11 protein-coding genes and 1 pseudogene (1 of these 12 only partly in view) are annotated in these 15,181 nt (G+C 71.6%); 2 read left to right on the forward strand and 10 right to left on the reverse strand.

Features of this window, described 5'->3' with window-relative positions; translation table 11 throughout:
* From ACFXOM_RS01145 to ACFXOM_RS01165, 5 genes and pseudogenes are all read right to left on the reverse strand, one after another.
* A pseudogene (locus ACFXOM_RS01145) lies at window positions 1-2,060 on the reverse strand (SpoIIE family protein phosphatase); it reaches 605 nt to the left of the window's first position.
* A 180-nt stretch (window positions 2,061-2,240) separates the two neighbouring features.
* Entirely contained in the window at window positions 2,241-2,669 is a 429-nt protein-coding gene (locus tag ACFXOM_RS01150; RefSeq protein ID WP_384933148.1) for an ATP-binding protein, read from the reverse strand.
* Between the two features lie 228 nt (window positions 2,670-2,897).
* On the reverse strand, window positions 2,898-3,389 hold the full coding sequence (locus ACFXOM_RS01155; RefSeq protein ID WP_384932640.1) for a (deoxy)nucleoside triphosphate pyrophosphohydrolase: 492 nt from the start codon (window positions 3,387-3,389) through the stop codon (window positions 2,898-2,900).
* 59 nt (window positions 3,390-3,448) lie between these two features.
* The gene (locus tag ACFXOM_RS01160) at window positions 3,449-3,631 is read right to left on the reverse strand and encodes an SPOR domain-containing protein (protein ID WP_384932643.1); all 183 of its coding nucleotides are present in this window, start codon (window positions 3,629-3,631) and stop codon (window positions 3,449-3,451) included.
* 619 nt (window positions 3,632-4,250) lie between these two features.
* The gene (locus tag ACFXOM_RS01165) at window positions 4,251-5,003 is read right to left on the reverse strand and encodes a GntR family transcriptional regulator (protein WP_384932646.1); all 753 of its coding nucleotides are present in this window, start codon (window positions 5,001-5,003) and stop codon (window positions 4,251-4,253) included.
* Between the two features lie 365 nt (window positions 5,004-5,368).
* On the opposite strand from ACFXOM_RS01165, the gene ACFXOM_RS01170 reads away from it, so the two are divergent.
* Both ACFXOM_RS01170 and ACFXOM_RS01175 read left to right on the forward strand, forming a co-directional pair.
* Window positions 5,369-6,490: a threonine synthase gene (locus ACFXOM_RS01170; protein ID WP_384932649.1), complete on the forward strand. Its 1,122-nt coding sequence runs from the start codon at window positions 5,369-5,371 to the stop codon at window positions 6,488-6,490.
* Between the two features lie 928 nt (window positions 6,491-7,418).
* Window positions 7,419-9,572, forward strand: coding sequence for a BTAD domain-containing putative transcriptional regulator (locus tag ACFXOM_RS01175; RefSeq protein WP_385036701.1), 2,154 nt, complete (start codon window positions 7,419-7,421; stop codon window positions 9,570-9,572).
* Between the two features lie 61 nt (window positions 9,573-9,633).
* On the opposite strand, the gene ACFXOM_RS01180 is transcribed toward ACFXOM_RS01175, so the two are convergent.
* The 5 genes from ACFXOM_RS01180 to ACFXOM_RS01200 all read right to left on the reverse strand — a co-directional run bounded on the left by ACFXOM_RS01180 (window position 9,634) and on the right by ACFXOM_RS01200 (window position 15,095).
* Window positions 9,634-10,254, reverse strand: a complete 621-nt coding sequence (locus tag ACFXOM_RS01180) for a LysE family translocator (protein WP_384932655.1) — start codon at window positions 10,252-10,254, stop codon at window positions 9,634-9,636.
* Window positions 10,251-11,525, reverse strand: coding sequence for an ATP-grasp domain-containing protein (locus ACFXOM_RS01185; RefSeq protein WP_385036702.1), 1,275 nt, complete (start codon window positions 11,523-11,525; stop codon window positions 10,251-10,253). Before ACFXOM_RS01185 ends, ACFXOM_RS01180 begins: the two co-directional genes overlap by 4 nt.
* Entirely contained in the window at window positions 11,512-12,468 is a 957-nt protein-coding gene (locus ACFXOM_RS01190; RefSeq protein WP_384932661.1) for an alpha/beta hydrolase, read from the reverse strand. Before ACFXOM_RS01190 ends, ACFXOM_RS01185 begins: the two co-directional genes overlap by 14 nt.
* 66 nt (window positions 12,469-12,534) lie before the next feature.
* Window positions 12,535-13,848 (reverse strand): MFS transporter, encoded by a 1,314-nt coding sequence (locus ACFXOM_RS01195; protein ID WP_385036704.1) that lies wholly within the window; start codon window positions 13,846-13,848, stop codon window positions 12,535-12,537.
* Window positions 13,845-15,095 (reverse strand): acetyl-CoA carboxylase biotin carboxylase subunit family protein, encoded by a 1,251-nt coding sequence (locus ACFXOM_RS01200; RefSeq protein ID WP_384932667.1) that lies wholly within the window; start codon window positions 15,093-15,095, stop codon window positions 13,845-13,847. The genes ACFXOM_RS01195 and ACFXOM_RS01200 overlap by 4 nt, the downstream gene beginning before the upstream one ends.
* Between the last annotated feature and the right edge of the window lie 86 nt (window positions 15,096-15,181).

Below are 15,181 nucleotides of genomic sequence, written 5' to 3' on the forward strand. Positions count from 1 at the left end.
GAGGGTGCCGGGATCCCGGCACCCTCCGCCGCCTCCGGCCCGGATCCGGGAGCCGGGACGCTCCGCGGCTCGGGAGCCGCCAACGCCCTGCGGAAGGCGCTGAGGCCCTCGTCGAGCGGATGGTCCCGGGATTCGACGAGCCCGTCCGTGTAGAGCGCGAGCAGCGCGCCCTCCGGCAGCTCGACCTGCACCTCCTCGAACGGCTCACCACCCACGCCGAGCGGCATCCCGGGCGGTACGTCGAGCAGCAGCGGCTCCTCGCCCGGCTCCACGAGGACCGGCGGCAGATGGCCGGCGTTGGCGAACGTACAGCGTCTGGTCACCGGGTCGTACACGGCGTACACGCAGGTCGCCAGATAGACCTCGGACAGTTCGGGGCCGCGGGCCTTGTGGGCGACCCGGGACGCCTGCTGGGCGCCGCTCGGGGCGCCCAGTCCCCGGGCGATCTCGTCGAGCGCGGAGAGCACCTCCGCGGGTTCCATGTCGAGCAGGGCCAAGGTCCGCACCGCGGTGCGCAGTTCGCCCATGGCCACAGCGGCGCGCAGCCCGCGCCCCATGACGTCACCGACGACCAGAGCGGTGCGGTGTCCGGGCAGTTCGATGACGTCGAACCAGTCGCCGCCCACCTCGGTCGCGGTGTTGCCGGGGAGGTACCGGCAGGCGATGTCGAGACCTGCGGCTTCGGGGTCCCCGGGCGGCAGGAGGCTGCGCTGGAGGATCAGGGCCCGCTCGTGCTCGCGCCGGTAGAGCCGCGCGTTGTCCATGCAGACCGCGGCACGGGCCGCGAGTTCGACGGCGAGCGCCCGGTCCCGCTCCCCGAAGGGTTCGCTGCCCTTCGCCCGGGAGAACTGGACGAGCCCGACCACCGTGTCGTGCGCGACCATCGGCACGGCGAGGGTGGACTGGACGAGGCTTCCTTCCTCTCCCGGGAGGGCCCGGACCCGGGCGGTGCGCAGGGCGTTGGCGCAGGCCGAGCTGAAGGGGTAGTGGTGGACCGCGCCGACCTGCGGAGTGGCCGACGCCCCCGCACCGGAGCCGGTGATCAGGGCGTCGGAGACGGCGCTGGCGAACGCGACACGGCGCAGCTCGGCACTGCCTCCGTAGCCTTCGGGGTGGCCGGTCCCCCCGCGCCCCGGCGGGGCTTCTTCACCGGTGAGCAGTCCTTGGTAGAGATCGACGGAGGCGAGGTCGCAGAAACCGGGTACGGCGACGTCGAGCAGTTCGCGGGCGGTCGTCTCCAGGTCCAGGGAGTTGCCGATCCGGGCACTGGCCTCGTTGAGGAGCGCGAGGTTGCGGCGGGCGCTCGCGGCTTCCCTGGCGGCGATCTGACGCCGGGTGACGTCGATGCCGAGTCCGGCGACGCCGACGGGACGGCCGGATCCGCTGTGCACGCGGTAGAGGTTGACGGACCAGTGGCGGCGCTCGGTGCCCCCGGGAATGGCGCCGACGATCTGCAGGTCGGTGACGGACTCCCCGGTTTCCAGGACGCGTTGGAGCGAGGCGGTCATCCTCTCGGCCTCGGGTCGGGAGAGGTAGTCGTGGACGGTGCGCCCGCGGTGGTCGTTCGCGGCGCCCCCGAAGACAGCCGCGAAGCGCTCGTTGGCGCGCAGCACTTTCAAGTCGGTGTCGAACAGGAGAAAGCCAAAAGGAGATTGGCCGAATATGGCCTGAGACGCCGCGAGGTCCGTCTCTATGCGGCGCAGGGCACGTACGTCGACGACGATACAGAGCGCGGCGCGTTCGCCGTGTTCCGTCTCACTCGGCATGACGTAGACCTCCGCCAGGCCGTGCGCCCCGCCGCCGTCCGGCATGCGGAAGGGGACCAGCCCCGTCCACTCCTTGCCGTCCAGGACATCGGCGAGCTTGCGATGGCCCCGCGAGCGCAGCTCGGCCGGCATGAAGACATCGACCGGATCCTTGCCCCTGACCGCGTCGGCCGCGATGCCGAACTGCTCTGCGGCACGCCGACTCCACTGATCGACCAGCCCGTTCGGGCCGATCGAGAACGACGCGACGTTGATGTAGTCGTAGATCGAGCCCGGCGGACTGCTCTGCCACACCACGCCGCTCGCCGTCTCAGGTATCTCGCTCACGCGACCGTCCCCTCCAGCTCACCGCACCGGACCGGCCATGCCCGCAGTATTCAGCACTACGGCTGCCGGCGACACGGCGTTCACGATCACAGCACGGTCTCGGTCGTTTTGAGCCGAGGACCCAATGATCGTCGTTCTTCCAGACTTCTAACCAGGCAGCGGCAGCTCGAACCACACGGTCTTGCCCGTCCTGCCTCGGCGTGTCCCCCAACGCCTCGCCGTACAGGCCACCAGCTGCAGCCCCCGACCGCCCTCGTCATCGGGTCCCGCGGGACGCTCCAGGGGCGGATCCGGAAGCGGATCGGAGACCTCCACCAGGAGGGCGGGCGGGAGCGGTCGGGACGCCCCGTCGATGACCGGCCGGACCAGCCGGACACCGATGGGCCCGGAGGCGTACCGGAGAGAATTGGTCACCAGTTCGCTGACCAGGAGCACCGTCACGTCGCAGACGGCGCCGGGCAGATCCCAGGCTCTCAGGGTGTCGCGGACGGCATGCCGGGCAGCGCGCACCGCGTCGGGCTCAGCAGGGAAGATCCACTCGGCGCACTCGCCGTCGCCGTCGATCACGTCGACCACTTCCCGGACCACCGCGGAGCCGCGTCCACTTTCGGAGGGTTAGTGACCCCATACCCGATATACGGGATGACTATCGCAACAAGGGGCGCGCGGTGGTACGAACGGCGTACGACTCCAGCAGCGCACCACCCCGCGGAGCCGGATGCGCCTGAGGGGCGGGCACCGTTCCCAAGCTCACGGCCCCCCTCGGGACGGACGACCTTGAGGACCCGGGACGCCCCAGCGACCCTAGACGGCGGAGGCATCCGGAGGTCCCGCGGCCCCGGAAGGCCAGGACGGCCGGGGAGGCGATGGGGCATCGCCGCGACCCGCGGGCTCCAGGGGCAGTCGCCCCACGGCCGCCTCGACGGCTGGCCGGTCCTGCGGCAGCCAGTCGACCGCATCCAGCTCGTCCGCGCCCAGCCAGCGCAGCGCGTCGTGATCCTCCAGCGGTTGCGGCTCGCCGGAGACCAGCCGCGCCGTCCAGACCTGCAACACATGGCCGGGACCCAGCGGCCACTCGCCGGGCACCCGTTCGACGGGCTCCGCCTCGATGCCCAGCTCTTCACGCAGCTCGCGCACGAGGCCCTGCTCGGGGGTCTCACCCGCCTCCAGCTTGCCGCCGGGCAGTTCCCAGCCGCCCGCGAGCTCGGGCGGCGCACTGCGGCGTGCGGCCAGCAGTCGCCCCTGGTCGTACACGGCCCCGGCCACCACGACACGGAGGTTCACGCGATCGGTCATGCGCCGGAGCGTAGCCCCCGCCGCGGCGACGTCCGCCCTGCCGGTCCCGTCAGACCCGATCAGGAAGGCGTTGTCTGCCCGATGTGCTCGACCCAGTAGAGCTGTTCGTGACCGCGCCCGTCGAGGCTATCGGCGATCCTCTGAGCCTCGTCCTGCGTGGCGTACGTGCCGACGCGATAGCGATTGCCGTTGTCGTCCTGGCGGATCACGAGCCAGGGGAGCACCGCGCCGCTGTCGCTCATCGCACCCCTCCCCCTACCGACCTGCACGTCATCGACGATCCCCAGGAAACCGCACTCTGCATATGCCTGAGCTTACGCCTGACATTTACTCAGCGGTTACGCGTTTTCACGAAGAGGTACGGATCCGGCCAGCGACCCGGCCGACCAGACGGGCGCAGCTGGCCGAGTGCGCCCCCGCCGGAGGCGTGCGGTCCCGTGCCGCGCCGACCACCGCGCCCGGGGAAAGTCACCGTGCGGCAGCCGTCCCACCGCGACCCGGGACCTGACACCACACCACCGCCCGCCCCGCCGCACCATGCGACGGGGCGGGCGCAGGCAGCCATGCGGCAGCGCCACGCCGACGGCCCGGAAACCGTCAACGACCAGGGCACGAACCGGGGATGACACAGCGACAACGGTCGCCCCGACATGGAGGGCACGGGCGCGGAAGGACGCCGCCGGGGGCGCGGCCGTGCCGGACGGGCACCCACACCGGGCGACCGCGGCGCGGGACACGGCACTCCCCCGCCGGCTCGAGCCCGCACGCCACCTGAGCGCCCCGGCACGGCGAGGTCGGGCCGTGCAGCACGGGATCCGCACCGCGGTCGCACGCTCCGGGCCGACCCCGCGCCCGGGCCGGTCACCGCACGGGGAGGTGGTAGGCGATCCGGTAGCGGTCCGCCGGAACGACCACGTCCGCCGTCTCCACCGCGCGCCCCGACGCGTAGTACGTCCGCTGGATGACCATCACCACGTGCCCCGGAACCCCGCCGAGCGTCAGCAGCTCGTCCGCGAGGCCGGGGCGCGCCCCGACCTCCTCCACCACGTTGTCCACGACGACGTCGATCGCCCCCATGCGCTCGACGACGCCACAGCCGCCGAGCGGACCCTCCTCCGGAAGCATCACCGGCGTGCGCCCCGTGATCACGAGGGGCTCCCAGGAGGTGGAGAGCATCATCACTTCTCCCGCGTCACGGAAGACGTACCGCGTGCGCATCACGCGCTCGCCGCCGTCGATCCCCAGCCGTGCGGCGATCGCCGCCGCCGCCGGCTCCTGCCTGCTGCTGGACTCCCAGGTCCCGCGGGCGTCGTCGGCCGACTGCTCCTGCCGGAAGGGATTGGCACCGGACGGGGGTCGATAGCCGGAGCGGGCGATCCGGCGGGGCACCGGCCGCTCGCGCACGTACGTCCCCGAACCCGAGCGCCCCTCGACCAGCCCCTCGGCCATCAGCACCTTGCGCGCCTCGAGTGCGACCGTATCCGAGACGCCGTACTCCTCGCGGATCCTGGCCTGCGAGGGAAGGCGGGTGTGCGGCGGCAGCGAACCATTGACGATCTTTCGGCGGAGATCGCTCGCAACGCGCAAATAGGCCGGCTGCTCACCGAATGTCACTGGCCACTCCCATCAGGTTGACAGACAGCAACAGCGTGGCAACCGTCGGTTGCCCCCGCAAGCATGGGCCAACGATTCACCCACGGCGACGAGACGCAGATGTGCAGGCAGTTACTACAGGTAGTTCCTGGGGTCCCGGGCACCTGTACATCGGATCGGCGAACGATTGCGGGTGCGCACACCTCGCCTCGGTCGCCGCGCGCCGTGGGCAGCGCGCGCCGGAGGGACAGCGGTGCACTCCGGACAGTTGTCCCCGCACGCCGGCCGAAAGACCGCCCGTCTGCCGGACCGAGGGGCCCCAGGAGCGCCACGAGCCTCTGCCGGCGCACGCCCCCGCACGCCACACCGCTGACATCCTGGATCACATGACGGATTACCACTGTCCGATGTGCGACGTACGCTCCCCCGTCGGGGAAGCCGAGTGGTCCTGCCCCGAGTGCCGGGGCCCCTGGGACCTGGACTACACCGCGTCCCCGGTTCCCCTCGACGTCCTCCCCCAACGGGTCAATTCGCTCTGGCGTTACGAAGAGGCGCTGCCCCTGACCGCCGCCGACGCCACGCGGGGGCTCGGAGCGGTCTCGCTCGGTGAGGGACGGACCCCGCTCGTACCGCTCACCGACCACGTCACGGCGAAGCTCGACTTCCTGATGCCGACGCTGTCCTTCAAGGACCGCGGTGCGGTGGTGCTCGCCGAACTCGCCCGCCGGATCGAGCCGCGCCGAGTGATCGCCGACAGCAGCGGCAACGCGGGAACGGCCATCGCCGCGTACTGCGCGCGCGCCGGACTGGACTGCACCGTGTACGTCCCCGACACCACCTCGCGGAAGAAGGTGGAGCAGATCTCCGCGCACGGTGCCCGGCTCGAGATCGTGCCCGGCGGCCGCGAGGCGGCGGCGCGGGCGGCCCGCGCGGCCGCCGGGAAGGGCGGGGTCTTCTACGCCTCGCACGTCTACAACCCGTACTTCCTGCACGGCACGAAGACGTACGTCTACGAGGTGTGGGAGGACCTCGGCGGCCGGCTGCCCCAGGCGCTCGTGGTGCCCGTCGGGAACGGAACGCTACTGCTCGGCGCGTCCCTCGCCATCGGCGAGCTGCTCGCACACGGTCTCATCGACGAGCAACCGGCACTGATCGCCGTACAGGCGGAGGCCGTTGCCCCACTGGCCACCGCCTTCCGTGCGGGCGCGGACGACGTCCTCGCGCCGGCCGCCGCCGTCCCCACCCTCGCCGAGGGCATCGCCATCCCCGACCCACCGCGCGCCCGGCAGGTCCTCGACGCCGTGCGCACCTCCGGCGGTACCTTCCACACGGTGACGGAGGAGCAGATCCGAGCCGCCCAGCTGGATCTCGCGGGACGCGGGCTGTACGTGGAGTCCACGGGCGCGGCCTGCTGGGCGGCCGCCCGCGCGCACGGGTTGGACGGACGTAGCGCCGTGGTACCGCTGTGCGGGGCGGGTGCGAAGACCGGACTCCCTCCGAGGAGTTGATCTGCGACGGGCGGCCGGGCCCAGGGCGGCCCGGCGGGCGTCGGCATCCGCGGTCACCGATACGCCCACCCGGCCACCGAAGCGCGCCGACATCCCCGGACACGGGCGGACGTTCACCGCACCGTTCGAGCCGGGCCGCCGGTGACGGCCCCACGGCGGACGGGCACGGACCCGGCGGCGGCATCGACCCGCGCCCCCTCACGAGGGGACGGCACGGGCAATTCTCCCGCCCGAGCCGAATCGCCGGCACGCCCACCCCGCGGGCCCCGAACAGAGAAAAGCCGGGCTCTCGACGGTCAAACTCCTCACGCGACGTGCGATCAACTCGGGGAATCGAGGAGCAAATACCCGGAACACTTCTGGACGGTCCGTTTCCCCAGCTCTCCAACCTCGAGTCGACGACGAGCAACTCATTGGCGAGGAATTCCCGTTGCCGCTGCGAAGCGCGCGGTCGCCCTCCCTGCACGCCGGCGACGACGTGTGCTGCCGCAGAGGGCGACCGCAGCCCCACGACGGGGCTGAACCGCACCGCAATCACGAGCCGCCCCCGACCCACGCTCCCGGCGCGTCGCGAAGAGGGAGGCGCCCGCCCTTCGACGCCGACTCGGTAAGCGGCGCTCAGACGACGCCCAGCGTGACCGGAATACCTCCCACCGGCGAAGGTCGGACGGTCAACCCACCCACCTCTTTTCGGACATCCCCATCGACCGAATAGTTTCCGCCACTGGAAATATCCGCCGGGTGCTCGAAGTTCACTGAAGCGTCAATTGCGACATCGAGCCACTCGATCTACGATCACCGGCGATGGAGCCGTGCCGGGGGAGCAAGGGATCTCAAGTCTCGAAATCACCCCCGGAAACACGTTGATGGGGCGCCGAGCCATCACTCGACGCCCGGGGGGATCATGCCGAATCTTCGAAGTGCCCCAATGGCCACGGACCACCGTCTCGACCGGGGGCAATCGCCCCCCTTCCGCATCCAGGTCCGGACGTTCCGGGAACGTACGGGACTGACCCAGCGCGAGTTCGCCGGGCTGTCCGGCATCAGCGTGCGGGCGCTGCGCGACATCGAGAGCGGCCGTGTGGAACTGCCGCAGGTGCGGACCTTGCGGAGCCTTGCTGGAGTGCTCGGGCTCGACGTCGACGACATCCGCCGCTCCCTCACGAACGGTCGGGGTTCCGTGGCCCAGGCCGAACCGGGCCCTCGCATCGGCATCCTCGGCGCGCTGATCATCGACCGCGGCGGCGTGGCGATCGACGTACGCGCCTTCAAGTTGAGGAGACTGCTCTCCCTGCTGGCGCTGCGCCACCCCGATGCCGCCAGCTTCGACGAGATCGGCCGCACCCTCTGGCCCAAGGAACCGCCCCGGTCGTACCAGCACCTGATCCACACCTACGTGAGCCAGGCGCGCGGGCTGCTGCGCTCCCCCGCTTCGGGTCCCGCGGACCAGGCCGTCTCGTACCTGATCCGCACCCCGATCGGCTATGCGCTGTCCCTCGGGCGCGACCAGGTCGATCTGACCCTCTTCCAGGACCTGGCGGACCGGGCGAGGCAGGCCCACACCGCCGGAGACCCCTCGGCCGCCTACGAGTTCGCCTCCCTCGCCCAGCGCTGTTGGCGCGGCCAGATCCTGGCGGACGAGCCCCAGCTGGCACAGCATCCGGCGGCCACGGCCGGGGCCCGCCAGCAGATCGAGAACCTGCTGCTCTACGCGGACCTCGCCCTGCGGTTCCAGCAACCGGAGCACGCCGTCGCCCCGTTACGCGCCGCCGCCGAGGACGAGCCGCTGAACGAGCGGCTGCAGGCGCGGCTCATGCTGGCACTGGCCAGCAGCGGCGAACAGTCTGAGGCGCTCAGGGTGTTCGCCGACGTCACGCACAGGCTCGACGCGGAGCTGGGCCTCCAGCCGGGGCAGGAAGTGCGCCAGGCGCATCTGCAGGTCCTCCAACAGGAGTTGGACTGGCCCAGGAGGGAAGTGCCCACGCAGCAGAGGGCGACCCACTGGGACGCCGCGCGGCAGGCTCCTCCCCCGCCGCCCGGGAGCAGGCCGTCCCAGCTTCCCGGCCTGACCCGGCACTTCGTCGGGCGCACCGCCTACATCAGGGAGCTCGACCAAGCGCTCCTCACTCCCGGCGAGGGGGACGGGCAGGTCCCGGCGGCACTGATCACCGGGCCGCCCGGAGTGGGCAAGACGGCGATCGCGCTGCGGTGGGCGCACCGGGTGCTCGACCGCTTCCCGGACGGGCAGCTCCACATCGACCTGCACGGCCACGCCCGCCGGCGCCCCCTCGGCGCCCGCGAGGCCCTGGCGTCGTTCCTGCGTGCCCTCGGCGTTCCCGGGGCCCGGATCCCCCACACCCTCGACGAGGCGACGAACCTCTACCGCACCCAACTGTCCGGCAAGCGGGTCCTGGTGGTCGTCGACAACGCGTGGGACGAGGACCAGATACGACCCCTGATCCCTGGCGACGCGGGGTGCACCATGCTCATCACGAGCCGCAACGCGCTGCCCGGCCTCGCAGCCAAGGAGGGCATCCAGCGGGTCGTCGTCGACGCGCTCGACGACGACGAGACGCTGGCCCTGCTCGGGCGGCTGCTGGGGCCGGAACGGGTCGGCAGGGAACTCCTCTCCGCCATGGCTCTGGGGCGGTACTGCGACGGTCTGCCGCTGGCGCTGAGGATCCTCGCGACGCGCCTGGTGCAGTACCCCTGCCTCAGTATCGCCAAGTACTACGCCGAGTTGCAGGAGACCGGGCTCTTCCGGCAGCCGTCCGACCCGGGGGACCGCCTGCTGTCCACGGTCCAGGCGGCCTTCGAGCTGTCCTACGCGGCGCTGCCGGAGCCGGCGCGCCGGATGTTCCGGCTGCTCGGCCGGACCAGGGGCGACGACATCTCCGCGTACACCGTGGCCGAACTCGCCGGCACGACGCCGGCCGAGGCCCGGTGGACCCTGTGTCGCCTGGCCGACGCCAGTCTGCTGAGGGAGCACGCGCACGGCCGGTTCGGCATGCCCGCCCTGCTCCTCCGGTACGCGAAGGCGCTGCTCCAGCAGGAGGGGGTGGAACGGCTCCGGACGACCTGAAGGGCACCGACCGCCGGCCGGGCGCGGTGTCCGGTCCCCACCGGGCCGATGGAGGTTTCCATCAGCCGACCGCCAGGCGCACCGCGAACACGGCGAAGACCGCGGCGGTGAGCCCGTTGCTGAGGCGCAGCGTCGACACGGAGCGCAGGTGCCTGGCCAGGCGGTGCACCAGCCTCATCCACACCAGCAACCAGGCCAGCCCGAGGGCGAGGTAGCAGCAGGCCAGGACCGCGACCCCGGGGACCGGGGGCACGCCGGGCGGCACGAACTGCGGCAGGAACGCCATCAGGAAGATGCCGACCTTGGGGTTGGAGCCGGTGCACAACAGCCCCAGCGCGAAGGCGCGCCGCCGACCGTGCGGGGTGGCTTCCGCCGGTGCCACCGGGCCGGGGGCCGTCGGACGCAGTGCCGTGCGCGCCGCCTGGCACGCCCAGACGAGCAGGACCGCTGCCCCCGCCCAGCGGAACGCGGTGAACAGGTCCGGGCGCGCGGCGAGCAGCGCGGCGAGACCCAGGGCCCCCAGGGCCGCTTGGGCGGCACCCGCCGTGATCATCCCGAACGCTGCTGGGGCCGCCGTCCGTGGCGAGCCGGTCAGCACCAGGCGGGTGATCAGGGCCAGATCGGGCCCCGGTGCCATGATCACCACCAGTGAACTCGTCAGGAAGGCGAGCGCGTTGATCACGGCTCTCCGATGACCAGCCGCCGTTCCAGGGCGCGCACGGCCTGGTAGTCCCGCCTGATCTGCTCGTCGTCCGGGTGGGCGAGGATCACGAACCCGAAATTGAGGCTGTCGACGAGGTCCTTGGTGACGTCGACATGGTCCCCATCGGACAGGTTCTGCACGGAGAAGTGGTGACTGGGCAGTGTCCGGATGCCCTCCAGCACCGCGGTGTTGCGTACGGTCCCGGAACGGCGGGCCACGTGGAAGACGCACATCTGGTGGGTCAGCAGCTCGTAGCTCTGCGGCAGTTCGCCACCCGCCAGCCAGCGCACCGTACGGTCGATCTGGCTGTCGCCCGTGGCGTTGCGGTTGAACCGCGGCTGACCGCCGCCGTGCGGACGGGCGCCCAGCTCGATCAGCAGCGGTCCGTCCGCCGTGCCCATCACCTCGACGTGGGCGGAGCCGAAGCGGACGCCCACCGCGTCCAGGACGCCGAAGACGTAGTCGGCGAGCTCGGGGACGGCGGGAGAGTCCGGGGGCAGCCATCGCATGGTGTCGTAGACGGCCATGTGGGGGCCGTTGTCGATCTTTCCGTAGGCGCACACGTCGACCAGCGAGTGCTTGCCGTCATGGCTGAAGGTGTCGACCACGTATTCGGTGCCGGTGACGAACTCCTGCACGATGAGCCGGTCGTCGACCTCCCCGAACTGGTTGACCCGGCCGATCTGCCGCTCGAACACGGCTCGCCAGTCGGTCCCGCCCGCCACCTTGATGACACCGTCCGTGCTGGCGCTCTTCGGCGGCTTGATGACGAGGTCGGCCCCGGCCAGGCCCTCGCGCCGCAGCCAGTCGGCCGCCTCCTCGACGTCAGCGGTGCAGATCTGCGGGATGACCGGCATCCCGGCCGTCCGCACGGCCGCGGCCATGAGGCTCTTGTCCCGGCGGGCCCCGGCCAGCTCCGGCACGTTGCTCAGATCGGGCAGGACCCGGGGACCGAGCTGCTCGGCCAGTTCCACTCCAGACTCGCAGCCGGCCAGCACACAGCACGGGTCCAGCGCCCGCACCCGCCGAACAACGTCGTCCAGGTCCCCGTCCTGCACGATGACGTCGGGGAAGTCCTGCGGCCGGTACGAGGAGGCGAACGCCTCGGGCGGACGCGGGCTGCTCACGACGGCCGCGACCGGGACTCCCCGGCTGCGCAGCGCCTCCGCGAACAGGGCCCCGGAGGAATAGGGGTCCACGATGACGCAGGGGCCGTGCCGGCGCCCCGTGCGCGCGTCAGCGCCCCCCATCGGCGTCGTCCTTCCCGGCCAGAGCACGGACGGCGGTGCAGTAGCGGGCGAAGAAGTCGGCAGCGGGTGCGCTCACCCGCCGCGCGCGCACCGGGGCGTGCACCATCCCTTCCTCCCGCACGTAGGTCACGGGGGTGCCGTTCTCCTTGAGGAGGGCGGTGTACTTCTCCGCGTCCACGCACAGGGAGTCCATTTCGCAGCCGACGACGTAGGCCTGCGGCAGGTCGTGGAAGGAACCTCCCAGCAGCGGCGAGACGTACGGTTCGGCGGCCTGTTCCGGCTTCGGGCAGTAGCAGGCCGTGTAGAACTCCATCTCGCCCCCGGAGAGCAGGGGCGCGTCCTCGCCGCCGTGCCGCCAGCGGGTGAAGTCGAGGACGGGACTGATCACCGCCTGACCGCGCAGCCGGGGGCCGCCGCGGTCGCGCGCCATCATCGACAGCACCACCGCCATGTTGGCGCCGGAGCTCTCCCCGCAGAGCACGGCGCCGCCGGGATCGATGCCGCCCAGTCCGAGTCCGGGCAGGTCGGCGAGGGTGCCGCACAAGCCCGCGTAGCAGTCTTCCAGGGGACCGGGGAAGGGGTTCTCCGGCGCCATGTCGAAGTCCAGTGCCACCGTCACCAGGCCGGTTCGGTCGGCCAGTTCGGCGACCAGGCTGTGGTGACTGTGCAGCGAGCCGATGACGAAACCGCCGCCACGGATGTAGAAGAGCACGGCGTGGCCGGCTCGTTCGGCCGGCTCGTAGATGCGGATGCGGGCCGTGCGGCCTTCGTGGACGACGGCGGCGTCCCGGTGCCGGACGCCTTCGGGGACGGGGATGGGGAGGACCTCGGTCAGCGAGTCGTACAGGACGCGCTGCCGTTCGACGGGATAGGTGTAGAAGTCCGGCGGCAACGCGCCGTTCACCGTGTCCACGAACTTCTCTATGCCATCTGCGTACGCCATGTGCGGCTAGCTCACTTCCGAATCCAGGGTGCCGGAACGCGCGGCACGGTCCGAGGGGTGGGACGGTCAGGGGGTGTCCGCGGCGACCGGTCCGGCCCGCCCGGCCGACTCGTCGACCGCGTCCGCGGCGGTGTCCACGTCCGTGGCGGTTTCCGCGTCCGCAGCGGGCTCACGCATGCCGGCGAGGGCGGCGACCACGGCACCCACGGTCAGCAACCCGCACAGCCACCACACGGACGCCGCCGACGCCTGCCACGCGGCGACGCCGAGCACGGGGCCGATCGCGTAGCCGATCTGCATGGGGAAGGCGGCGGCAGCGATGTAACGGCCCCGCAGGTGCTCGGGGGCGACCCTGCCGGGCCAGGCCGACGCCGTCGGGGTACCGATCATCTCGCCGGCCGTCCACACCACGGTGGCCACGACGTAAAGCGCCATGCCGGGCCCGGCCACGTACAGGTTCATCCCGACGCCGACCAGGCCGACGCCGAGCGCCACCGTGACCTTGGCGGGAAGGTGCTGCACGTACTTCGTGAACAGCAGCTCCAGACAGATGACCATGACGGCGTTCAGCGACAGCAGGCTGGAGTAGAAGGCCACGCCGTGCCCGTCGGCCTTCAGCTGGAGCGGCAGGGCCGACGTGTGCTGGATGTAGACGACGGCGTTGAGGAAGAGCGCCAGCAGGAACAGCACGTAGCGGGTGTCCCGCAGCACGGTGGCGTACGAGCGGCTCGTGCCGTCCGCGTCGTGCCCGGCCGGCCTCGCCGCGCCCCCGGAGCGCGCCAGGATCAGGGCGAAGGCGGCGAAGGACAGCTGGGCCGTCGCCTCGATGTAGAAGATCAGGTCGTACGAGTGGCTGATCAGCAGTGCGCCGAGCAGCGGGCCGACCGTGGTACCGAGGTTGAACGCCATGCGGTACACGGCGAACACCATCACGTGGTTGTCCTCGGGGGTTCGCTCCACCAGCAGGGCCGAGGACGCCGGCCGGTACATCTGGGCCAGGAGTCCGATGAGCGCGGCCACCACGACCACCAGGGGCAGGCTACCCAGGTGGGGCAGGCTCAGCGTGCCCAACCCGGCGAGAGCCATGGAGCCGACGATCGTCCACGCATAGCCGATGCGGTCGGAGGCCGAGCCGCCGACGAGCACCCCGACCACCGAGCCCACGCCGTAGGCGCCGAGCGCCAGGCCCGCCTCGGTCGCGGAGAAGCCCTTGGCGGTGAGGTAGAGGACCAGGTAGATCTGGAGGAAGTTGCCGAGCCGGTTGACCAGCATGCCGACCAGCACGAGCCAGATGGGTCCCGGGATGCCCCGCATGGTCTGCAGGATCGACGGGCGAGCGGCCTTCCCGGACTCGGGGGACTTCTGTCCGGTCGGGGTCATCGGGAGGACTCCTCCACCGGGCGGCCCGCGAGTTCGACGATCTCCGGCGCCTTCAGCAGGGCGGCCCGGGCCCGCTCCATCGAGTCCGCGACGGAGACGACCCTGGCGTACCGGGAGATGTACCCGCGCGGCGGCAGGCGCAGCACGGCCCCCGGGTCGGTCATCGCGTCCGCGCTGTGGACGTCCGGTGTGAAACGGTCCTCGTGCACGGTCACCGACTCGATCTCGACGTCCTGCTCCGGGTACAGGAAGGTGATCGCCGCGGCGCGGCGCCGGGTCGGCGCCGTCTCGGGACGTCGGCCCGCAGCGACGTCGGCAGCCGCCATCGCGACGTCGACCCCGGTGGCCAGTTCCCCGAGGTAGGGGATCATGTCGCCGCCGAGACGGGCGTTGACCTCCATGAGGTACGGGCCGTTCGGGGTGAGGCGGAACTCCGTGTGGCTGACACCCGTGTGGAAGCCCAGGGCGGCGTGACTGGCCCGCAGCGCCTCGATCAGTTGCGGATCCGACAGCAGCGGGTCGCCGCCGTCGATCTCGTGGCCGACCTCCTCGAAGAAGGGCGCGAGTCCGACCTGCTTGCGGGCCAGCGTCAGGGGGGTGCACTCGCCCTCGAAGAACACGGCGTCGACGCTGATCTCCGGACCGTCGACGTACTCCTCGACGAGCACGGACACCTCGAAGACCGGAACACCCGGGTAGGAGGCACCGGACGCCGCCCGGTAGGCGCTCTCCACGTCGTCGGGCCCGTCCGCCCTGCGCACCCCCATGCCGCCGGCCAGTCCGCGGGGCTTGAGGACGACCGGGAAGCCCAGCTTCTCGGCGGCTTCACGTGCCTCCGCCAGCGACCGGACGCCGATGGAAGCGGGTTGGGCGACCCCGGCGCGCTCCAGCACGTTGCGCGTGGCGTTCTTGTCCCGGCACGCGGCGACCATCTCGGGGGAGTTGCCCGGCAGCCCGAGCGCCTGCGCCACATGGGCGGCCGGGCTCACCAGGCCCTCGTCGTAGCAGAACACTCCGGTCACCTCGTGCTCGGCGGCGACCTGCCGAGCCGCCTCGACGAGGGGTTCGGGACGGGTGTTGTCGACCGGGGTACTGCCGACGACGTAGGGCTCCTCCCAGGTCACCGGTGCCGGCTGGAGCAGCCACAGCGCATAGCGCCGACTCACCGTCCGAAGGATGAACTCCCGGCTGCGGCGACCGCTGCTGCCGATCAGCAGCAGCAGCGGCTTCCCACCGTCCCTGTCCATGTTCTGCTCTCCTCGCATGTGGTCACTCGTAGTCCGGTACGTGCGCCGCGGCCCGTGCCGCGGCGCACGTACCGGCCGTCTGTAGA

This window comes from Streptomyces sp. NPDC059169 (genome assembly GCF_042755225.1).
In the GTDB taxonomy this organism is placed as follows: Bacteria; Actinomycetota; Actinomycetes; order Streptomycetales; family Streptomycetaceae; genus Streptomyces.